Here is a 22,654-nt window from a genome sequence, read left to right as displayed (position 1 = left end):
TTATTAATATAGTCTTTGGATTGAAAGATATAACTCTCTTGTCATGTTGGCTGCAACATTTGCCTTTTTATTATCAACCCAAATTGTGTAATATAACCTGAACCATTTTCCATTATAAAACATGTCTATAGTAACCGTTTCCTGTCCGTTGTTTGCCAACCTGCCAGAAGAAGGTGTTGTACTTGCAAGACTACCTTGATGTAAATAAACACCATTGTCAAATTCTATATATCCTCCAGCTGGAATTATTATATTCGAATAACCAAACCCTTCTTGCGAAGACATCGAACTCGCCCATATTTTGACAGGTTCCTCCGAAATGTTATACATCCGTGGATTTAGAGTGGCACCACCTGTTGATGTGGAAGTGGCTGAGAATTGAGCGTCCATTCTAAAAACATCTTCAATTACGGGCATGTCATTTATATAATTACTGGCTAGTACTGTTGTTCCGTACACATCCGCAGGCATAGAACCACGCCAGAAAGTTTGTTCTCCTTGCATCATTGCATTAGAACCGACTATAGCTGTACACTGGTATCCTAGAAAATCTACATTAAATGAGGCCAGATTAGGACTTGATGCAGATGGGATTCCAGAAAGAGAGAATATCAGATCCCCATTTCCATAAGCTAAATTTGCAGGTTGCAAGGTTGCTGTAAGACCTGTTACACCTGTCGAAATAGTTGGTGTACCGGAGGCATAACGTCCTCCATTTCCTCCCGAATATGGAACAATTAGTACTCCTTCGTATTTTACTCCAGCTTGGTATCTTGAAGGAACAATCCTAGCATTGATGCAATCTAAATTAGCAATTTCCGGGTCTTTGCTACTTCCGGTAGTGAATTGAACCCACTCAGTCCCATTCCAATATAGATAACCTTCAGTTTTTAAAGCACCGGTACCTTTGTTATAGATCAAAAGTCCGACGGCGGGGTTGGGTATAGTAATAACGTCGGTCGAGCTTTGAAGAGCAACCTTAGGACCTAAAAAACCTTTACTTGATGCATTTATATCTAAGATTGCCGATGCGTCAGGGGATATTGTCCCGATACCAACGCTCCCTGTAGAGGTAATAATGAAATCATTAGCTACTTCTGTTGCAGTAGGCGTTGTAGAATTGTCTTTAGCTCCATCTACATGAAATGTATTTTGAGGATTTTTAGTTCCAATACCTATATTCCCCATCTGATATATATTTTCAGTATTAGAGGTTGCTTCGGTTGTAGTACCCGAAACTAACCATGGCTCGGTTGGTATTGTAATAGAGTCTCCGCCTTTTGCTGCAATCCATTGTGTTCCATCCCAAAATTCTACCTGATTCTTATCCGTATTGTATATTAACAAGCCTTTGCTTTTTTCAGGGCTGGCTAATAAATCTGCATTAAGAGCAGTTTTGTCTGCTTCGTTGAAATGAGGTAAGCGAAGGCCCCCCGGATTGTTTGCTGTTGAAATAATCTCTAAAATTGAGTATTTTTGAGGTGCTTCATTACTCCCGATCGTAACTTGCGCTTGTATTGACAAAACATATAGTATGCATGCGATAAAAGTAAAAATTATTTTCGGTTTTATTTTTGTTTGATTAACTTCGATACGTTCCATTCTAAATTCTAAATTAGTAAATTGTTATCTGTTATATGAAGGTTTCTTTGGTTCTAAGTTTGTTATCGATTATGTTATTATTCGAATTGATAATTTGGAGATGTTCTGTAAGCTATCGTTTGAATTTATGCCATGTCTCGATAAAAACAGGACAAATTTCTTGAAGAAATCTAAGTAGAGATATAAAATTAGTATATTATTTTTTAATATATCGTTCAGTCTCTCATTTATGTGTGTGTACATCATTTAATTTTAGAATAATAAAGCTCTTGGTTATTTGTCTTCAATTAGATAATTCATCAATAAAGCATACAAAGAAAATGTTTTTTTTGCATTTTATTTATTTAATCTATAAAACGTACAAGGTTTATTTTGGTGATACCCAAAAGACCAACAAAGTATTCGGATTTTCTTCTCAAATTAAACAGTTTTGTAGAAAAGAATGTTTACAGGAATGATTAAAAAAATGATGCTGCTAGGCTTTTTATTATTTAAAAATATAAGGGTGAAGAATCACTTGAGACCTCATCGAAAGATAGATGATGCTAGAGACATTCTACATCAATCGATATTGAAGCGGAGTTAATCCAGTATATTGCTTGAAAAATCTGCCAAACTGCGATGGTGTTATAAAGTTGAGCTGATCAGATATCTCCTTAATGCTTATTTCACTTGTTTTTAGTTTGAACTTAGCTTGATAAATAATCATTTGGTTGATCCAATGATGACAAGGCTTTCCTAAAACCTTTTTTACTATAAAAGATAAATGTTTGGCGCTGACACATAGCTTATCTGCATAGAAGGAGATATTTCGCTCTTCTATGTAATGATCGAAAAGTAATATGAAGAAATTATCAACAATAATTTCATTTCTTGTCTTTTGAATAGAAGTATTAATAATATTGAGATTCTTATATATAGATTTTATTCTAAAACAAAATGCATATGTTAAGTATTTGTTTATCTCAGCCTGAAATTGCATGTTAATATTATTCTGCTGATTTGAAATAAAATTATAAAAATGGAGTAAATCTTCCATAGTTTTATCATCCACCGTGAAGAACGAATATTTCGACAACTTCGAAAAGACCTCATAGTCAGCAAAAAAATGCTCTTCGAATAACAGATCTGTAGATATGAAAAATGCCTTTACTTTTCTATTCTCCGCAAGATCTAGAATTTCAATAATGGATTGATTATGAATTACCAATACAGTATTCTTGCTGGTTGTATATTCTTTGAAATTGATAGTTAATTTACTTTCTCCATATTCAACAAGAGCAATAAGTAGACCATCAATAATGTATGGTTGATTTACTAGAAAATCAATAGGAGCTTTAACATTATCTATCACAGAAAGTCCATCTAAAGGAATGTTCTGCGAAAAGTTATTAATATTATCTCTATCCATATCCATATCTTTTCTTTATAGCCAGATAAATGCAAATTTAACACATTAATGTTAAAGTACCTCCCTTTTGTACGTTTTTCAAGAAATATTGCACATAAAATAAAATATATAATGGGGATATTTGTAAAAGCAAAGAATAAACCCCAAATATTGTTTAATTTTTATGAATGTTTTTGATAACAAAAAAAGTGTAAATTATAGTTTAAGAAAAATAGTTCAATCAGCAGAAGATAATATCTCTGTGTTTGGAATAATCGAAGAAACAGAACAGTTTGTTAAAGCATATGCGACATTTAATGTAGACGATAAGATATGTTTATCGGGTCAGTTGGTTAAACCCAAAAGAGGATTAAAGGAAAGTTCGATTATTATTTTGAAAAATAATGAGGATGAAAATATTGCTGCTAAATTTTGTGATGCTGGTATTACTGTGCTATTGTACGATACATTCGAATCTAGTGATAGGAATACTATAAATAATTACCCCTTGTATTATTAGATATTAGAGACAAATGCCCTCTCTACATAAATACTTTATGAGTAAAAGGTATTTAATTGTGGCTTATTATTGTAATAGGCAAAAATAAGCGATGATTATTATCAAGATAAATCATACAACCTTATACACAATGTACATAAATAATATCGGTATAAAAGCAGGCGTAATTTGGCATCTGCTTTTCGAAAACGGAGAACTCAATATGCGGAATATAGGTGAGCTTACAGGATATAAAGATTCTGTTATATTTTTAGCCATAGGCTGGCTTGCGAGAGAAGATAAATTAAAATTGGTCTACAAGCGAGGAATGGCTTATATAAGGCTATCACCAAATAATATATAATATATGTAATGTTATATTTTATCAGGATGGATTACAAACATTAGATTAAAATAGATCACTCTTGGTACTTACAGTTACTTCTTTTTAAATTTGAAGTAGCCACGAAAGAATACTTTTTCGTGGCTACTTTGTAATACTTTCGTTTTTAAGATATAAATACCAATATATACAACCGACTAGTCCACCTCCTCCTATAATATTACCGATTGTGGCAGGAATAAGATTTTGCAATATGAAAGCATTCCAAGATATATCAGCTCCAGAATATATTGCAGCAGGAATAAAGAACATGTTTGCGATTGAATGTTCATATCCTAACGTCACAAACAACATTACCGGAATCCATATTCCGATACACTTTCCTGAGATGTCTTTGGCTGCATATCCCATAAACATACCTAAACAAACAAGCCAATTAGCACCTATTCCTTTAATAAAAACAGTTGCGAAATCCTGATCAACCTTCATTTCGGAATAATGATGTAAATAAGTTAACCAAGGATCATTATCCAGTAATCCGACCTGAAAAGAAAGAATGAAAGCTACAATTTGTGTGCCTGCAAAATTGAATATATAAGACAGTAATAAATATTTAAAAAATAATTTAGCCTTAATCCTCTTCTCTAATAATGGATAAGTGAATGCTGCACAATTACTGGTGAAAAGGTCAGCTCCTGTAATAGAAACCATAATCAACCCGACAGGAAATAACACTCCGGCTACAAATTTTATAAGACCGGGATTAGATGCAGCTACACCGGGCATTCCACCTGCAACTACAACAGAAAGAAGCCCTCCAAAAGCAATGAATACGCCTCCGAGTACAGATAATATACAGAATTTGATGAGTATCATATTACTCTTAATATCGGCAGAGGCTGCAAAGCTGTGGGTTATTTCTTTTGGTTTATAATAATTAAGCATGAATTTAGATATGATTGTATTTTAAACAGGCAGACCAAAGGACTTGAAAATAGTTTCCGCCTTTTCTTTTTGTTCTAAACTAGTGGGAGTTATATCCCTAAGTTTGTATTCGATGTTCAGTTCGTCCCATTTATGGATTGCCATCTGGTGGAATGGTAGAACGTCTACTCTCTCCACGTTTTTGAATTGTGATGCATACCTGGCCCATTCTTTCAAATCCTCCTCCTCATCAGTATAATTGGGGACAAGAACATAGCGTAACCACGTAGATTTATTCATAGAAGCCAGATAATCCATGAATTTCAGTGTTGGTTCTAATGAGGCATTAGTCAGTTTTTTATATTTTTCGGAATTGATATGCTTTATATCCAGTAAAACCAAATCGGTATATTCAAGTACTTGTTTTACTTGCTCGTTCAATAATATACCTGAAGTGTCAATTGCGGTATGGATGTTTTGTTCTTTACATATTTTGAATAACTCCAATATAAATTCGGGTTGCAATAAAGGCTCTCCACCCGAGATGGTGACACCTCCGCGAACAAAAGCTTTCACTTTGTTTATCTCTTGAAAAACTTCTTGTGGAGTTAATTCGTACTTAGCTTTTTTTATTTTCCATGTATCAGGGTTATGACAATATAGACAACGCAAAGGGCAGCCTTGCATAAATAGTACAAAGCGGATTCCCGGACCGTCTTTTGTTCCAAAGGTTTCGAAAGAGTGAATGTATCCCTGCATAAAACAAAATTAACAGAGAATCGTAAAATACGATTCTCTGTTTATAAGAATAATTATTGTATGAGTTAGAATGTCGTTGTTATTGTTCTGTTTATCACATCCAGCTGTTGTTCGCGTGTGAGCTTTACAAAATTAACAGCGTAACCTGATACACGTATTGTCAATTGAGGATACTTCTCAGGATGTTCCATTGCATCAACCAGTAAATCCCGATCAAATACATTTACATTTAAATGATGTCCTGATTGAAGAAAATATCCGTCGAGCAGACCTGATAGGTTTGCGGCTTCTTCATTCCTGTTTTTACCCAATGTATTAGGTGTTATTGCGAACGTATATGAAATACCATCATTCGCATGTTCAAACGGAAGTTTGGCTACCGAAGAGAGAGAAGCTACCGCTCCTTTTGTATCTCGGCCATGCATTGGGTTTGCACCCGGTGCAAATGGCGTTCCGTCGCGACGTCCGTCAGGTGTATTACCTGTTTTCTTGCCATAAACAACATTAGATGTTATAGTTAACACAGATTGTGTAGGTATTGCATCTTTATACATCTTACGTTTACGGATCTTATTCATAAACTTCTCAACAATTTCTACCGCAAATTTATCTGTATTATCATCATTATTTCCGAATGGAATATACTCTTTTTCTACTATGTAGTCGACTGCATCGCCATCCTCATCCCTGACAATGCGAACTTTACCGAACTTAATTGCAGCAAACGAATCGGCGAGAATAGACAATCCGGATACTCCAAAGGCTTGTGTACGCACAATATCTACATCGTGTAAAGCCATCTCAAGTGCTTCGTACGAATATTTATCGTGCATATAGTGGATAATATTTAATGCTTTCACGTAAGTTTCGGCAACCCAGTCTAATGTTCGGTCAAATTTTTCCCATACTTCATCAAACTCAAGATAATCGCCGGTAACTTTTTCTATCCAATGTTTAGGTAATACCTGCGCTTTTGTTTTCTCGTCTTTACCTCCGTTTATTGTATAAAGCAGAGCTTTAGGCAGATTGGCTCGTGCACCGAAAAATTGCATTTGGTGACCTATACGCATAGGCGAAACACAACAAGCGATACCGTAGTCATCGCCTAGTTGAGGACGCATAATGTCGTCGTTTTCATATTGAAGCGATGAAGTGTCAATAGATACTTTTGCACAATATTTTTTCCATGCATCGGGCAAACGGTCACTCCAAAGAATGGTAAGATTAGGTTCCGGTGCAGGTCCTAAATTATATAAAGTATGCAGCATTCGGAAGCTGTTTTTAGTAACCATCGAGTGCCCGTTATTGGTCATACCGCCTATCGATTCAGTTACCCAAACCGGGTCACCCGAGAACAGTTCGTCGTATTCGGGTGTACGTAAGAATCTCACGATGCGCAGTTTCATCACAAAATGATCGATAAATTCTTGAGCTTCAGATTCTGTGATAAGGCCGGCTTTAAGATCACGCTCTATATAAATGTCTAAGAATGTGGTTACTCTGCCAAGACTCATGGCGGCCCCATTCTGATCTTTAATGGCGCCTAGATAGCCGAAATATGTCCATTGAATAGCTTCTTGAGCTGTCTTAGCAGGCTGTGAAATATCAAAGCCATATGCTGAAGCCATTCTTTTTAATGCTTTTAACGCCAATAATTGAGAACTTAATTCTTCGCGGAGGCGGATCAGATCGTCTGTCATTACGATAGGGTCACATTCTTTAAAACGTTTTTCCCTTTCTGCTATTAAACGATCTATACCATAGAGTGCTACACGACGATAATCACCGATAATACGTCCTCGTCCGTATGCGTCGGGCAATCCTGTTAATAAGCCGTTACTTCTGGCACGGCGGATACTATCTGTATATGCAGAAAATACACCTTCGTTGTGAGTCCTACGATATTTAGTGAATATTTCTGCTGTATTAGAATCTAATTTGTAACCATACTCTTCAAGGCTTTGCTGTACCATTCGTAATCCTCCATTCGGAAATATAGCTCTTTTGAGAGGCTTGTCTGTTTGTATACCTACAATTTTCTCTAAGTTCTTGTCAATATATCCGGCTCCGTAAGCATCGATCTGAGAAGGGTATTTAGTTTCAGCATCATAGATACCTCTTTTTTTCTCTTCTATAAACATTTCGCTCAATTTAGCCCAAAGTTCTTTTGTCGCTACTGTCGGATTCTCCAGAAAAGATTCATCGCCTGTATATTCAGTATAGTTTTTAAGAATGAAATCATTTACATTGATTTCTTCTTTCCATTTATTCCCTTTAAAGTCTTTATACGCTTCCATTTCTATTATTGAATTTGTAAATTATGCTTATATAAAAAGTTGTAAGTATATAACTTGCTATTTAGTATTCTTTTTTTTATGAATAATATCAGATCGTTTGATACCTTTATTACCCGAAAGTTTCAAACCTCAATTATTTTGGCAGGTTTTCTGACTTACTCATTCTTCAAATGCCTTCCCATTGTTAATAGTGGCTAGAGTATTATTTGAAGCTTAAATAGAGCTTACAGCAGCGGGTCTATCTGGGATTCTCACTCAGTTCCCTTTTCATCATTATCTACGAATATAAATAACGACACCAAAATCGGCGCAAAGGTACGGAATATAAATAAAATGTACAATAACTAAACATATGAAGAGACAAAGAAGGTATGATAAATTAATCTTAATATTGTATCCGCACTGAAGGGATATAATAAATTGAGTTGTATAAACTATTGATTAAGATTTGGATAACTATATAGTTTATGAACAATTCATATTCATAAGTGTTTTATTGGAAGAAAGTATGTAACTGAAGTCAATATCAAGGATAGTACACAAAAAGGTTTAGTTTCTAGCAAAGAAAAGCCCAAAAGAGTCCTACAACAGGTCAAGGGGATGATCTATAAATAAAAAGGGATTCTCAAGAAAAATATGAAAAGGTACTACTCAAATTCTAATTGGTTGTTTTATACAACAACCTAAGGTTAAACGGTCAATTATTCCGGTTATATTTCTTCATGGAAGTATTTGGCCATTATTTTTTCTTACAAATTACATAATTAATGACAAGTATGAAAAAGATTATTCTATTTGGAGTGTTGTTACTATCCTTATTTTTGGTAGTTTCTTCGTGTAAGGATAAGGTTAAAACAGAAAAAAGTTCTGAACTAATAAAACAAGGAGTGTTGGAAGTTCCAGATTCGGCGGTTTTAATCAATACGGTACTTTCGGCTGATGAACAAGCTCGGTTGACCCCCGATGCCGTATTGGAAATTCTTCAAAAGGGAAACAAAGAATTTACAGAAGACAATCTTACGGTTCGTAATAATTTGCAGCGTGTGCGTGAGGCGGCACTCAGTCAGTATCCGAAGGCAGCGATTGTATCATGCCTTGACTCACGTGTACCTGTCGAAGATGTGTTTCATCGTGGTATAGGAGATATATTTGTCGCTCGTGTAGCTGGAAATATTATAAATGAGGATATTCTGGGTAGCCTTGAATTTGCCTGTAAGGTATCGGGTGCAAAATTGATTGTAGTACTTGGTCATGAACATTGTGGAGCTGTTAAATCGGCTATAGATGACGTGAAATTAGGTAATATTACGGCAATGTTATCTAAAATACGTCCTGCGGTAGCTGCAGCAGCCAAAAACTATGATGGAGATAAAACATCTGATAATCCTAAATTTGTAGAGGCTGTTTGTAGTCAGAATGTAGATCATGCCATAAATGAGATTCGTTCAAAAAGTTCTATCCTGAAAGAAATGGAAGACAAGGGTGAGATTAAAATAGTTGGTGGTGTATATCATATGGAAACAGGTAAGGTTGACTTTCTTTAATTAACGAAGTAATTTTTAATCATATATATAAATAAGATTAAGCTTATGAAACATTCTTTTTGGTTACTGTTGGTATTAACAACAAGTCTAATATTAACGGGTTGTGTAAGTAATGGTAAATTCCGCAATCTAGAAGCTGAGTATAAAGAGTTGCAAGCAGAGCTTCAAGGCAGTCAATTGCGGTTGACCGAATGTGATACTCGTGCGAAGGGCATTGAAGATAGATTGGCTGAAGCCCAGAAAAACAATGAAAAATTGCGTGGGGCTTTAGCAGATATGCAAAATTCATTAAATAAGAGTCTTTCGCAAAACTCTCAAGGAAATACGAATATAGCAAAACTAGTAGATGAAATTAACGCATCTAATCGATTTATTCAACATCTGGTGCAGGCTAAAAACAGATCTGATTCGTTGAATATTGTAATGATTAACAACCTGACCCGTTCTTTAACTCGCTCCGAAATGCAAGATCTGGATATTAAAGTGTTGAAGGGCGTCGTTTATATTTCTTTGGCCGACAATATGTTGTATCGGTCCGGAAGTTATGAAATAAGTGATAAGGCAGGGCAGATTCTAAGTAAGATTGCCAAAATAATTTTAGATTATAAAGATTATGATGTTTTGGTCGAAGGAAATACAGATACAGATCCAATCTCCCGGCCTAATATACGCAATAATTGGGATTTAAGTGCTTTGCGCGGATCGTCGGTAGTACAAGCTTTGCAAGTTAATTACGGGATCGACCCTAAACGTTTGACGGCCGCCGGACGAGGAGAGTATAATCCTATTGCAACAAACAGTACTCCAGAAGGTAAAGAGCGCAACCGTAGGACTCAGATAATAATTACTCCGAAATTAGATCAGTTTATGGAATTGATTGAACAAGCTCCTAAAAGCTCGCTTGATGCAAATTGATTATTCATAGGATAAAAACTTTTTATAGTAACGGTTGTTTCATTATTTATTGAGACAACCGTTTGATATATTCAAAACGTACTATTTATTGAGATGAGTATTTTATATGTTGTAAACCCGGTTTATTTTTAATGAAAAATTTATGGAATTGAAAGGATTGATTATATGTGGAGCTGTCTTTTTACTTGCTTCATGTAATAAAAAAGTGCCTCAGTTGGGAACTGACAGTATAGAGAGTGTTGTAAATGCCATGACATTGGAGGAGAAAGCTACACTTACTATTGGTACCGGCATGGCTGGCTTTACAGGCGAGAGTGCTGTTGTTGGAGAATCTAATACGATTATAGCAGGAGCAGCAGGTACAACCCAAGAAATACCACGATTAGGTATTCCTTCAATTGTTCTGGCAGATGGTCCTGCCGGAGTAAGGATTTCACCTAAACGGGAAGGCAGTGATCGGACGTATTATGCCACTGCTTTTCCCACAGGGACACTATTAGCTTCTACATGGAACACTAGCCTTGTTGAGGAGGTTGGTAAAACAATGGGGGATGAAGCTTTAGAATATGGCATTGACATTCTTCTTACTCCGGCTCTAAATATTCATCGCAATCCTCTATGTGGTAGAAACTTTGAATATTATTCGGAAGACCCTCTTGTATCGGGAAAAATAGCTGCAGCTATGATTAATGGAATACAGGCTAGCGGAGTTGGTACATCTATAAAACATTATGCTGCTAACAATCAGGAAACGAACCGTACGTCGAGTGACAGTAGGCTGACTCAACGAGCATTACGTGAAATTTACCTGAAGGGCTTTGAAATTGGAATCAAAGAGTCGAAGCCGTGGACAGTAATGTCGGCATATAATTATATAAACGGAGTGTATGCTCCAGAGAATTATGAACTACTAACCACTGTATTAAGAGATGAATGGGGGTATAAAGGAGTTGTTATGACAGACTGGTTTGGTGGTGAAAGTGCACCTAAGATGATACATGCAGGAAATGAACTTTTGATGCCAGGGCTGACATCTCAAAAGGAAGAGATCATTGAAGCCGTTGAAAAGGGAACGTTAACTATCGAGGATTTAGATAAAGCTGTCACTCGAATATTAGAATTAGTGGTTCAAACACCTCGCTTTAAAAAATATAAATACACTGAGAGTCCTGATTTAAATTCACATGCAGCTGTTTCTCGCCAATCGGCTTCGGAAGGAATGATTTTATTGAAGAACGACAATACCCTTCCTCTAGCTAAAGATGTTAAGAAAATTGCTGCCTATGGTATTACTTCATACGATTTCATTTCGGGAGGTGCAGGTAGTGGAGATGTTAATAGTGCCTATACAGTATCCTTAGTTGATGGCCTTGCTAGCGCAGGCTATATGTTGAATTCTGATTTGCAAAGTCGATATGAAAAGTATATTACCATCGAAAATAATAAATTGAATGCCAATAAAAATAAAGAAGATAAGTTGGCTTCTCATACAGCAGGTGCTCGTCCAAAAGAGCTTATTCCGAATGATACGGAATTAAAAGCTCAAGCAGCAACCGCAGATATAGCTCTGATAACTATAGGGCGTGTTTCGGGTGAGTTTCTGGATAGGAAGATTGATGGTGATTTTAATTTAACGACCGAAGAATTACGACTAATCAACAAGGTTACAGAAGTATATCATTCGCAACGAAAGAAAGTTGTGGTAATACTAAATGTTGGGGGAGTGATAGAGACTGCTTCTTGGAAGAATATTCCGGATGCGATACTGCTTACTTGGTTAGCAGGGCAAGAGGGTGGTAACTCGGTTGCTGATGTAATAAGCGGAAAAACGAACCCTTCTGGTAAGCTAACGATGAGTTTTCCTATACAATATGCAGATGTATCATCTGCTACAAATTTTCCTTACGACTTTGTACATAAAGGTAATTTGACAGAGAGTATGCTAGCACGTAATCCGGAAAGAAAGAATCTTGTCAGAAATGTAGATTATACAGTATATGAAGAAGATATATATGTCGGTTATCGTTTTTTTAATACATTTAATAAAGCTGTATCTTATCCCTTTGGTTATGGATTATCTTATACTCAGTTTGAATATTCTGTTCCCAAAATCAAAGCTGTAAATAGTGGATATGAAATTAGCCTGACAGTTAAGAATACAGGATCAGTTAAAGGTAAAGAGATTGTACAGGTATATGTTGCAGCACCGTTGAATGATAATTATGGAAAACCAACTATGGAACTTAAAGCCTTCGACAAAACTCGAGAGCTTATGCCAAACGAAGAGCAAGAAGTAAAGATGTACATAGCAAAATTGGATTTAGCTTCTTTCGATCAAACAAATAGTTCCTGGGTTGTAGATCCCGGGTTGTATAAATTCATGGTTGGTTCATCATCAGTAGATATTAAACATGCTATGAATATTGATATAGAAGAAAAAATGACGGAGAAAGTTAATGATGTCTTAAGGCCCCAGGAAGAAATGAATTTTCTAAAATCTACTATAAGTAAATAGATTGAATGTTTACTCATAATCTTAACAAACAGTAGATAAGATAATAAAAGGAGGCAATGGCATGTTTTAATTATTAAAACATGCCATTGTTTTAGTTAGATGTGTCCACTGGAACTAAGTATAGCTATACCTAGAATAGCTACTATTACATAGAATAAGATAGTTAATCCAATTCCGATAGCCATTAAAATCAGACTAGCTTTAGCCCAATTCTTTTTAGTTTCATTAATGTCACTTTGTCCGAATCCCCATATGAATAGGAATATGATATTAACAACAGGAATGCACATTATAACCAGATTTATAAGCCATTCTTTAACGGACATTACTCTAGAAGTACTCTCGTTTTGTTCCATAATAAATTGTTTAAAAATCAAATATATAAATAAAAATGAAGATAGGAGTGGTAATTAGCGAAAGAATTGGTTAAGAGTAGATTATTGGAAAGTTTCGGACGCTTTTAATATAAGAGGGGGCTATTTTAACGATAAAAGTAGGACGTACTGAAAAGTGATACGACGATATTTTAGAGGAAGATGGCAAAGACATTAAAAAAGGGATACCCTTTATTTGATAATAAAGGGTATCCCTTAAATAAACATACATTTGTAACATGTTTAATGATTATTGGTTAATATTTAAGAGAGTCGTTTTCGCTTTTGTTCATTAATAAAGTATCAGTTGTTTCTGCATCTAATGAATTATCAATGGTATCCATATCGTTTATCGGGGCCTCCTTCCTTTCCTTATTAGCACAGCTGAATGTTAAGATGGCCATTGATAATGACAGTAGTATTACTATTATTCTCATAATATTCAAATTTAGAATGTTGCAATCTTATTGCTCGATCGGATCTTCTTTAGGTATTTTACTTTTAATCATATTCAGCCAAGTGTCTTTGTTTTCTGTCCATACCGAATATTGTTCTTCATTGAAAACACCCTTCAGATTAGTATCAAGTGTATAGTCGAATTCTTTTATTGCATCCTCAGTTAGCGGTACTGTTGTAAATAATACCAAGGCATAAGATTGGTTATATTGTCCCACAGAATCTGATTGAGTAGAAGTCAGCTTCAGAGTTTCAACCATAGAGCCCGTTAGTGCGCTTGCAGCTTCTTTAGCTGCCTCAGTTCGTTTGTCATCCTGGGAAAATCCCGCCATTGTTGATAGTAATATTGTGAATACTAACACAATACCTTTTTTGAAATTAATTGTTTTCATAATAAGTAATTATTTTGTTAATAAAAACTGATTAATATCAGCATATTATTAAAACAGACTTTGTGCATAATTAATTGCCATTAATGGCTTTTATTAATGTTTATTATTGATGGTAGACATAAATTATAGTAGCCTAATAGATACTAACAGAAATTAAAATATAATATAAGATAGTAATGGCAAAATTCTGTAAAAATACCTCCTGTATCCCTATATGTATAGCAATTGAATAAGTTTTTTAGGCCAGATTGTTGAATCAGAAATGTGAAAATATATTGTATAATCTATCATTTAATATCTGCAAGGATATTAAAAAATATCTTATATTTGTTTACAGCTTTCCTTTGTCAATCTTGTGGTGAAGCTTATATTTAAGAATCTTACAACCTAAATACCTATAATCCATGGAATATCAAAAAAAACTAATAGATATTATATCTAGATATGTACCAGAAGATGAAAAACTGGTTGATTTTATTTCAGGATTAATTCATTTAGGAAAAGAAGCCAGCTATAGGCGCATAAGATGTGAGGTAGAATTTACATTGTCGGAGGTAGTGACAATAGCCAAAAAGCTAAATATAAATTTAACCTCTTTGATTATAAGAGAAGGAGGGGAGAAAGTGACATGTAATCTGCGGCTAATAGACGAAACAAGCGCTGTACATGGTTATATAAAGAAGATTGAGGCTGACTTAAATATCTTGGAAGGCTTCGAGAAAAAATCAGGTTCTACGTTCTATACAGTAAACAGATCTATCCCCGAACTATTTTATTTTCCTTATACATATTTGACCAAGCTTAAGCTGTTTAAGATCCAGTTCAACAAAGGAACAGTTCAGCCATTGCCCCTAGCGCAGATAGATATTCCTGATGTACTATCCAAGGTTCGACAGGAATACTGGGACGAGATAAAACTCTTCAAACTCATTTTTATCCTAGACCCGAATTTACTTACCTCTGTTGTAAATGATATCTCATTCTTCTATAATTTGAATCTTATAACAGAAGAAGAAAAGAATCAACTGAAAAGAGAACTAATCTCTGTTTTAGATACTATAAATGAATCGGCTAGTACCGGTTTGTATCGAGGAAAGAAAGTGTCGTTTTATGTATCACATGTTACACTCGCCTTATCCCATTCGTTAATTGTTTCAAAAGGCTTAGAAGCTTCCATTATAAATTTGCACTATCCAAATTCATTATTGTCTTTCGATCAAGAAATGACACAGGCTCAAATGAAACGTTTGCAGATTATTAAAAAATGTTCGTCTCTGATTAGTCAGTCAGGAGAACTCAATAAGATAGCTTTTCTAAATAGACAAAGAGAAAAGCTATATCATTTATAGCCCTTTTATTCTCCACTCTTACTTAACCTCAGTTTTTGGCTTGTAGGACTACAAGTTCAATTATCTGTTAGTTTCTTTCCGAAATGTATCACAATATGAATATATATTTTCGGAAAGTGTTTTTGGTGCTAAAATAATGCCTACAGAATATTTTTCCTGTTTTTTCTTTTCTTTTTTTTCAGAAAAGAAAAGATTTTCCAACCAGTGATATTTAATATAAAAAGAGATAATTAAGCAACATTTTTTTTCATTTTGAGAAAATAATATTGCTTAATTATTTTCAACAATTTGCTTACTTGTGTATAGAAAAATAGTACAAGAGTGTGTGGTTGTTTTGAAACAATAGAATCTAATACCTAGGATATGAACGCTACATTTTCATTATCATGGAAATGAAAATACAGAAAGATCCCAAGTATAGCGATAGGGATACAATAAGGATACTAAAAAACTTAATACCGTTAATACACATGAAAGCTTCTAAATGGATCAAATTTACAGTATTATATTTGGGTGCGATATTATTATCTGTCAGCCAGATGAAAATATCTCCTACCAACCTTCGGGAGTCGTTTATTTCTATGTTGGATATAAGTCCTCTTGAGGTTTCTATCTATGTTTCAATATTTGCCTTTGCACCTGTTTTCTTAGCTATACCGGGGGGTAGCTTGGTGAAAAAGTATGGTGCAAAATGGATTAGCATCCTTATCATGACAGCATTATTCTTAGGCAATTTTATAGGTTATTTTACCGAGTCCTACCCTTTAATGTTGATCGCAAGAATAATAGAAGGGATATCCTTTTCCTTTATTATGGTAACAGGTATGGTATTGATTACACATTGGTTCAGAGATGGAGGTTATGGGTTGGCAGTCGGAATATTCGGTACTTTCTCTGCATTTGGGTATGCTGCTGTAATTTATGTACTTCCTATAGTTTATGACAACTATGGATTGAAAAATATATGGTTAGTCTTAGCTGCAGTATCTGCTGTTTTAGGATTGTTATTCATTATCCTTTTCGACAATCCGCAAAACACAACAGAAAGCAATATTAAGAAAGCCTCATTCAAAGAAGCATTTAAAAATACACGGATAATAACTCTTGCTATTGCTATGGCAACAGTTAGTTTCATATTATTTACATTTCTGGATGGATATCCTACCATATTCAAGAATGTTTATAACCTCACCACCGAAAGTTCGAGCTTCAATTCAATCGCTTTTGGCCTTGTTGGTATACCGGTTGGGTTTATCATTGGTTTCCTTATCGAAAAAATAGGAAAACCAATCACTATCGGATTCTTTTCTTTTATCGTAATGGCTATAGCATGTTTTATGACCGATAAGACGCCCGAATCATTATTGATCATTCAAATAATAGTTTTATCTACATGTATAAGTTTTACGTCTACATCAATAGCATCTTCAGTTCCTAAAATTGTAAAACATCCCGGCCTTATTGAAGATAGCTTTGCAATAATATATTTATTCTATTATATCGGTGCACTTATAGGAATACCTATAGTATCAGGCTTAGTCGGAAGTTACGGATGGGCTATTGGTGTACTACCTCTTACAGTAGTTGCACTATTGGGAGCAGTATTGTCATACCCTTTTTTCAGACAAGAGAGTAAGACGATATCAACAAATTCATAATAACAAATTTTATTAATCAAATTATAGGAGGAAATAAAAATGGCAAACAAGAATTTCAAAGAAGGATTGGATTATGCAAAAGAATTAGATCAAAAAGATCCATTAAGAAAATTTAAAGACAGATTCTATCAGCTGGAAGGAAATAAAATTTATATGGATGGCAATTCGTTGGGATTAGCATCGAAAGACGCAGAGGCCGCTTTGATAAATATGTTCGAAATCTGGAAAACGAAAGGAATCCTGCTTTGGAATATTGAAGATGGATTTTACTTCCAGTATGCGCAGAAGTTAGGCGAAAGATTGGCGAAACTAATCAATGCAGAAGGCAATGAAGTTATAGTAGCAGGAAACACCACGATCAATATTCATCAGATGATAGCGACCTTTTGGAAACCGACTAAGGAAAGATATAAAATACTGGTCGACGATCTGAATTTCCCTACAGATAGGTATGCTATTGATAGCCAAATTCTCTTAAAAGGCTTGAAAGTAGAAGATACAATAAAGGTAGTAAAGAGTAAAGATGGAATATTCATCGATGAAGATGCTGTTGTAGAGGCTATGACTGATGATGTTGCAATCATATTATTGCCATCAGCTCTATATCGAAGCTCTCAGCTACTGGATATGGAGCGCCTTACAAAAGAAGCACATAAACGAGGTATTTATATTGGTTGGGATCTTTGTCATTCTATTGGTGGCGTACCTCACGACTTTAAGAAAATAAATCCGGATTTTGCTATCTGGTGTAATTACAAATATCTGTCTGCCGGACCGGGTGCTTCTGCCGGATTATATATTAATAAGAAACATTTCGGGAAGACTGTAGGTTTATCCGGATGGTATGGAAACAAAGACGAAACCCAATTCCAATTGAAACATCAGTTCGATCAAGCGTTAGATGCTACAGCTTGGCAAACAGGCACGCCTAATATGCTTTCTATGGCTCCACTTCAAGGAGTTCTAGATATATACGATAAAGCAGGTTTGGATCGGATACGAGAAAAGTCTTTAAATCTGACAGCTTATCTGATGTATTTGGTCGATGCAAGACTTAGAGAATATGGATATTCATATAATAACCCGACAGATGATGAGAAACGCGGAGGTCATGTCGCCTTAGTGCATGATGAGGCCTATCGTATATGCTTGGCATTAAAGAACCATAATGTCATACCTGACTATCGAGAACCGAACGTTATCCGTTTAGCTCCAATAGCCCTTTATAATACTTATGAAGATGGATACAGGCTGATAGATGCGTTAGAGATTATAGGTAAGAACAAAGAATGGGAGAAATATAGTTCTGAAAGAACTATGGTGATGTAAGATTTCTGTTTTGGTTATCAAGGAAATGCCGGGGCTGGCGATAGAGATTGTTAGTCTCCGACTTTCCGAGTTATTGATACCTGTTATACTATTTTATACATGTAAACGCCAAAGTTGTCCATCAATCTTTTTATCTATTTAAAATTTGCTTATGACAAAGATTGGAATTTTAGCCGGGATCTTGTTGTTATCTATTCTTTCCTTATCGGCACAGGATGATAAGAATATCGAAAATGAAGTCGATTCAGTTTCTGTGAAAAAATCGGTGTCAACACCGACTGCATTAAAAGAAATTGCAAAGAATGTATACTTCTCCGCTTATTTTCAGGGGCAATATCAATCTGGGCAAAAAGATGTAAATAGACTGATGGTTGGTTCAGCAAATGAAAACTATGGAAAAAGCTCATTCAATCGGTTTGGACTAAGGAGAGCATTTCTAAGTACGATGTTCGAAACCGGTATAGTATACGGACTTGTAACAATTGAGGTTAAGGATAATAAGAATATTTGGTTTAGTGATGCATATTTAAATATAACTGAGCCTTGGAGTAAAAAATTTAGCTTAACTTTAGGATCACTGAATACTCTTTTCGGGTATGAGCTTAGTGTTTCACCTTCGGTTTATGAGTTAATAGAAGGAACCTCATTTTTATATAGCTTATTTCCAGATATATATGATGTGGGAGCACAGGTTTCATACAAAGCACCGGAGAAGTACGGGAGTCTCAATGTTAACTTAGGTCTGGTAGCAGGAAATGGAGTGCAACAAGAAACCGATAGTAAAAGAGATTTTGTGGGAAGTATCAGTGCTAGTACCAATAAAAACAGGCCATTTCGCCTTTCAGGAGGTTTGGCTTACTACAATGGTTTTGTGTATCAAGGAAATGAAAATGTGTATAAGATGAAGGAGAAAGCGTTTTTTCTTGATAATAATGTTAATAACAAAGGACAATATGCAAAACGTAGATACTTTGATGTCAATGCACAATTGGCAGTTGAAACTCTTTTCGGGTTAAGCCAATTAAGGTGTGAATACGTAAAGGGAACACAGCCTGCTGGAAAAGACTCTTACAATAGTCCAAACTCAAGCAAACGACCGGAAACAGATACTTATATTCGGGACTTTAATGGTGGATATATCTATTATTTACAACAGATTGGCCCGAAACTTCCACTCACGTTCTGGGGGGGCTATAGTTGGCACGACCCAAATACAGATGTATCGGGGGCCGATATTGGTAAATATAATACAAATGAAACAGATATCAGTTATCAGACAGTTAGTCTTGGCCTTGTATGGTTTCCATATCCCGCAATAAGAGTACAGGCCTTTTATGAAATGCCTATAAACGAAAAATCTATCAATTTGGCAGAGCAAGGTTACAACCGAAACAGGAATGATAATGTATTTTCATTCAGAATTCAATATAAATATTAAGTTACTCAATAAATCTAAATAACAACCAATTAAAAAACATAGCATTATGATTATTGGAATACCTAAAGAAATTATGCCAGGCGAAGCTCGTGTAGCAGCTAGCCCGGAAGCTGTGAAGAAATATATCGCAGATGGATCGACAGTATTAATAGAAAAAAATGCCGGTGTCGGCTCTTTCTATTTTGATGAAGATTACATTGCATCGGGAGCCCAAATAATAGCCTCGGCGGAAGAGCTTTACCAAAAATCAGATTTGATACTGAAAGTAAAAGAACCTTTATTTAATAATACATATGGAAAGCATGAAGTTGAGTTAATGCATGAAGGACAATATCTTATTACATTTATTCACCCGGCATCACCCGTTAATCACGAAATGGTGAAGAAATTGGCTGCGCAAGGTGTAATAGGAATGACACTCGATAGTGTGCCTCGTATTTCTCGTGCCCAATCTATGGATGCTTTAACATCAATGAGCACTTGTGCAGGATATAAAGGGATTATAATGGCAGCTAATGAAATGGCTGAGTTTATGCCTCCCATGTTTACGGCTGTGGGAGCAATGCAACCGGCAAAAGTATTGGTTATAGGTGTCGGTGTCGGCGGGCTGCAAGCATTAGCTACAGCTAAGCGTTTAGGTGCCGTTACATATGCCACAGATATACGTCCGGCAGCAGTAGAGCAAGCACAGAGCCTGGGCGCCAAAGTCATAGATTTGGGAGTTCCTGCCGAATTGGCAATAGCCGAAGGAGGATATGCAAAAGCTTTACCTGAAGAATGGATTAGAAAAGAACGTGAAAAATTACGTGAGGTTTTAAAAGAAATGGATATTGTATTCTGTAGTGCGCTGGTACCGGGTAAAATAGCACCAATTCTTATAACAAAAGAGATGGTTGAGGAAATGCCTAACGGCTCTGTTATTGTAGATATTTCTATCGACCAAGGAGGTAACTGCGAAGTAACACCTCCGGGAACAATCGAATCGAAACATGGAGTAACTATAATTGGAGTGAAAAATATTCCGGGAACATTACCTAAAAGCTCGACATGGATGTTTGCTCAGAATGTGTATAATCTGGTTAAGTTTTTAACTAAAGATGGTAAAATTGAACTGGATATGACCGATGAAATTGTAAAATCAATATTAGTTACAATGGATGGTAAGGTTGTACATGCAGGGGCTCTAGAAGCCATGAATAAATAAATCGATTCTAGGGTTGCTTTTACAAAACAAAAGCAGCCCTTCTTAATAAAAAACGAATAGAATGAATCCAATTTTTTTAATCATAATATTTTTGGTAGCCTCTATTGTTGGATATTTAATTATAAAAAATGTTCCAAGTTTGTTGCATACGCCACTTATGTCAGGTATGAATGCTTTAGCCGGAATATGTTTACTGGGTGCTATCGTTGCAGTTGGTTATTCTTATCAGGCCGGAGGTGCAGGTCTTATCGCTGGACAAGTGTTTGGAGGCTTAGGTGTATTGCTGGCAACAATAAATGTTGTTGCGGGATTTGGCGTGACACACCGCATGTTAAAAATGTTCAATCCTAAGAAGAAAACTAAGAAATTATGACCGAAACTTTATATTATATCATTTGTGGTTTATTATCACTTTTAGCTCTACTGGGGATATCAATGATGAGTAAAGTGCCGACCTCAGTAAAAGGTAATTTACTGTTGTCTTTTTGTATGTTGGCCGGCATTGTTCTAACTCTTATATATTACAAAATATATGATGTCTCGACTATCTATGCCCTTATGTTGGTTGGAACTATAGTAGGTGCTGTTTTAGCCCGTAAAGTACAGATGATTCAGATGCCTCAAACAGTGGCTATGCTAAATGGCTTGGGAGGCTTAGCTGGAGCAATCGTTGGAGGGCTGACTATTGTAGGCATAGGAGTACTTCCTTCCGAATTTCCAACATTTGTGAATGTAACAGGTGTATTAGCCGTAGTGGTTGGTATGGTCACATTCGTTGGAAGTATGGTAGCAGCAGGAAAATTACATCGGCTATTACCACAACAACCTGTTGTGTGGAAACATCATGAATTAATAACAACAACATTACTAATAGGTTCGATAATTACAGTTGGCCTTGCATTCGTCATAGGACAAGACTTTGGGCTATTATCTAATGTAAACTTTATTCTTATATTGAGCATTGTATTCGGCTCTCTTTTTGGATATGTTTTTGCTATCAGGGTAGGAGGGGCAGATATGCCTATTACAATTTCATTGTTGACATCCTTGGCCGGAGTAGCAGCTGCAATAGCAGGTATGGCGATAGGTGATTTACTGGTCGTTTCTATTGGGGGTATAGTTGGGTCATCTGGCTTGTTACTGACACAAATTATGTGTAAGGCTATGAACCGCAAATTAATGGTTATCTTAACGGGTAAAACAGCAGCATCTCCAATAGCGAAAAAAATAGCAGAAGAAAGTCGGACAATACTCCATGATACACTGGCGCAAGAGGATAAAGAAAAAACAGTAGGAGATATTCTTCGTAACGCTAAGGCAGCTATTATCGTTCCGGGTTACGGTATGGCACTGGCACAGGCACAGCATCAGGTTCGCCAATTGGCAGATGTTATGGAGTCGCAGGGAACAAAGGTTAGATATGCGGTTCATCCTGTGGCCGGACGTATGCCCGGTCATATGAATGTTCTTCTAGCCGAGACGGATGTACCCTACGACCAGCTTTATGAAATGGATGCTATCAACGATGATTTTAAAGATACGGATGTTGTAATCGTTATCGGCGCCAATGATGTTCTCAATCCAGCAGCCCGCTATGCAGAAGATACGCCGATCTATGGTATGCCTGTTCTGAATGTGGATCAGGCCAAGAATATCATTATCTGCA

The 22,654-nt window shown here is 35.8% G+C and carries 20 protein-coding genes and 1 riboswitch; of the genes, 12 read left to right on the top strand and 8 right to left on the bottom strand.

The features are described from left to right. Positions 1–3: 3 nt before the first annotated feature. Together JGH11_RS08650 and JGH11_RS08645 are read right to left on the bottom strand one after the other, a co-directional pair. On the bottom strand, positions 4–1,602 hold the full coding sequence (locus JGH11_RS08650; RefSeq protein ID WP_201111183.1) for a hypothetical protein: 1,599 nt from the start codon (positions 1,600–1,602) through the stop codon (positions 4–6). A 556-nt stretch (positions 1,603–2,158) separates the two neighbouring features. Continuing rightward, a complete protein-coding gene (locus JGH11_RS08645) occupies positions 2,159–3,013 on the bottom strand; it encodes an AraC family transcriptional regulator (protein WP_201111182.1) in 855 nt (284 codons plus the stop codon). 163 nt (positions 3,014–3,176) lie between these two features. Between JGH11_RS08645 and JGH11_RS08640 the strand changes: the two genes are divergently transcribed. Then, a complete protein-coding gene (locus tag JGH11_RS08640) occupies positions 3,177–3,512 on the top strand; it encodes a hypothetical protein (protein ID WP_201111181.1) in 336 nt (111 codons plus the stop codon). A 130-nt stretch (positions 3,513–3,642) separates the two neighbouring features. After that, a complete protein-coding gene (locus JGH11_RS08635) occupies positions 3,643–3,855 on the top strand; it encodes a winged helix-turn-helix domain-containing protein (RefSeq protein WP_201111180.1) in 213 nt (70 codons plus the stop codon). Positions 3,856–3,978: 123 nt separating this feature from the next. Here the strand turns inward: JGH11_RS08635 and JGH11_RS08630 are convergent, their stop codons facing one another. The 3 genes from JGH11_RS08630 to pflB form a co-directional block, all read right to left on the bottom strand. Next, complete coding sequence (locus tag JGH11_RS08630; RefSeq protein WP_201111179.1) at positions 3,979–4,779, bottom strand: formate/nitrite transporter family protein; 801 nt, start codon at positions 4,777–4,779, stop codon at positions 3,979–3,981. 21 nt (positions 4,780–4,800) lie between these two features. After that, the gene (gene pflA, locus JGH11_RS08625; protein WP_201111178.1) at positions 4,801–5,517 is read right to left on the bottom strand and encodes a pyruvate formate-lyase-activating protein; all 717 of its coding nucleotides are present in this window, start codon (positions 5,515–5,517) and stop codon (positions 4,801–4,803) included. A 65-nt stretch (positions 5,518–5,582) separates the two neighbouring features. Continuing rightward, entirely contained in the window at positions 5,583–7,814 is a 2,232-nt protein-coding gene (gene pflB, locus JGH11_RS08620; protein ID WP_201111177.1) for a formate C-acetyltransferase, read from the bottom strand. Between the two features lie 122 nt (positions 7,815–7,936). Beyond that, a riboswitch (cobalamin riboswitch) is annotated at positions 7,937–8,132 on the bottom strand. Positions 8,133–8,590: 458 nt separating this feature from the next. Here pflB and JGH11_RS08615 point away from each other — a divergent pair. The 3 genes from JGH11_RS08615 (at position 8,591) to JGH11_RS08605 (ending at position 12,788) form a co-directional block, all read left to right on the top strand. Next, a complete protein-coding gene (locus JGH11_RS08615) occupies positions 8,591–9,358 on the top strand; it encodes a carbonic anhydrase family protein (protein ID WP_236263927.1) in 768 nt (255 codons plus the stop codon). Positions 9,359–9,403: 45 nt separating this feature from the next. Continuing rightward, complete coding sequence (locus JGH11_RS08610) at positions 9,404–10,273, top strand: OmpA family protein (RefSeq protein ID WP_201111175.1); 870 nt, start codon at positions 9,404–9,406, stop codon at positions 10,271–10,273. A 142-nt stretch (positions 10,274–10,415) separates the two neighbouring features. Further along, positions 10,416–12,788, top strand: a complete 2,373-nt coding sequence (locus tag JGH11_RS08605) for a beta-glucosidase (protein WP_201111174.1) — start codon at positions 10,416–10,418, stop codon at positions 12,786–12,788. 95 nt (positions 12,789–12,883) lie between these two features. Here JGH11_RS08605 and JGH11_RS08600 read toward each other — a convergent pair whose 3' ends face one another. The 3 genes from JGH11_RS08600 to JGH11_RS08590 all read right to left on the bottom strand — a co-directional run bounded on the left by JGH11_RS08600 (position 12,884) and on the right by JGH11_RS08590 (position 14,010). Continuing rightward, a complete protein-coding gene (locus tag JGH11_RS08600) occupies positions 12,884–13,144 on the bottom strand; it encodes a hypothetical protein (RefSeq protein ID WP_201111173.1) in 261 nt (86 codons plus the stop codon). A gap of 275 nt (positions 13,145–13,419) precedes the next feature. Next, the gene (locus JGH11_RS08595) at positions 13,420–13,599 is read right to left on the bottom strand and encodes a hypothetical protein (RefSeq protein ID WP_201111172.1); all 180 of its coding nucleotides are present in this window, start codon (positions 13,597–13,599) and stop codon (positions 13,420–13,422) included. A 27-nt stretch (positions 13,600–13,626) separates the two neighbouring features. Next, positions 13,627–14,010, bottom strand: a complete 384-nt coding sequence (locus JGH11_RS08590) for a hypothetical protein (RefSeq protein WP_201111171.1) — start codon at positions 14,008–14,010, stop codon at positions 13,627–13,629. A 404-nt stretch (positions 14,011–14,414) separates the two neighbouring features. On the opposite strand from JGH11_RS08590, the gene JGH11_RS08585 reads away from it, so the two are divergent. The 7 genes from JGH11_RS08585 to JGH11_RS08555 all read left to right on the top strand — a co-directional run. Beyond that, positions 14,415–15,359 carry a hypothetical protein gene (locus JGH11_RS08585; protein WP_201111170.1) on the top strand — a complete coding sequence of 315 codons (945 nt, stop codon included), beginning with the start codon at positions 14,415–14,417 and terminating at the stop codon, positions 15,357–15,359. A 470-nt stretch (positions 15,360–15,829) separates the two neighbouring features. Further along, on the top strand, positions 15,830–17,017 hold the full coding sequence (locus tag JGH11_RS08580; RefSeq protein WP_201111169.1) for a nitrate/nitrite transporter: 1,188 nt from the start codon (positions 15,830–15,832) through the stop codon (positions 17,015–17,017). A 39-nt stretch (positions 17,018–17,056) separates the two neighbouring features. Then, positions 17,057–18,346 (top strand): kynureninase, encoded by a 1,290-nt coding sequence (kynU, locus tag JGH11_RS08575; protein WP_201111168.1) that lies wholly within the window; start codon positions 17,057–17,059, stop codon positions 18,344–18,346. Between the two features lie 151 nt (positions 18,347–18,497). Next, the gene (locus tag JGH11_RS08570; protein WP_201111167.1) at positions 18,498–19,784 is read left to right on the top strand and encodes an outer membrane beta-barrel protein; all 1,287 of its coding nucleotides are present in this window, start codon (positions 18,498–18,500) and stop codon (positions 19,782–19,784) included. 46 nt (positions 19,785–19,830) lie between these two features. After that, positions 19,831–20,988: an NAD(P) transhydrogenase subunit alpha gene (locus tag JGH11_RS08565; protein WP_201111166.1), complete on the top strand. Its 1,158-nt coding sequence runs from the start codon at positions 19,831–19,833 to the stop codon at positions 20,986–20,988. A 61-nt stretch (positions 20,989–21,049) separates the two neighbouring features. After that, on the top strand, positions 21,050–21,361 hold the full coding sequence (locus JGH11_RS08560) for an NAD(P) transhydrogenase subunit alpha (RefSeq protein ID WP_201111165.1): 312 nt from the start codon (positions 21,050–21,052) through the stop codon (positions 21,359–21,361). Further along, a partial coding sequence (locus JGH11_RS08555) for an NAD(P)(+) transhydrogenase (Re/Si-specific) subunit beta (RefSeq protein WP_201111164.1) occupies positions 21,358–22,654 on the top strand: 1,297 nt, incomplete at its 3' end. The genes JGH11_RS08560 and JGH11_RS08555, both read left to right, overlap by 4 nt.

This window comes from Dysgonomonas sp. Marseille-P4677 (genome assembly GCF_016652235.1).
In the GTDB taxonomy this organism is placed as follows: Bacteria; Bacteroidota; Bacteroidia; order Bacteroidales; family Dysgonomonadaceae; genus Dysgonomonas.
Note: the sequence above shows the minus strand (reverse complement) of the source record. Positions and strands in the feature narration are given on the sequence as shown.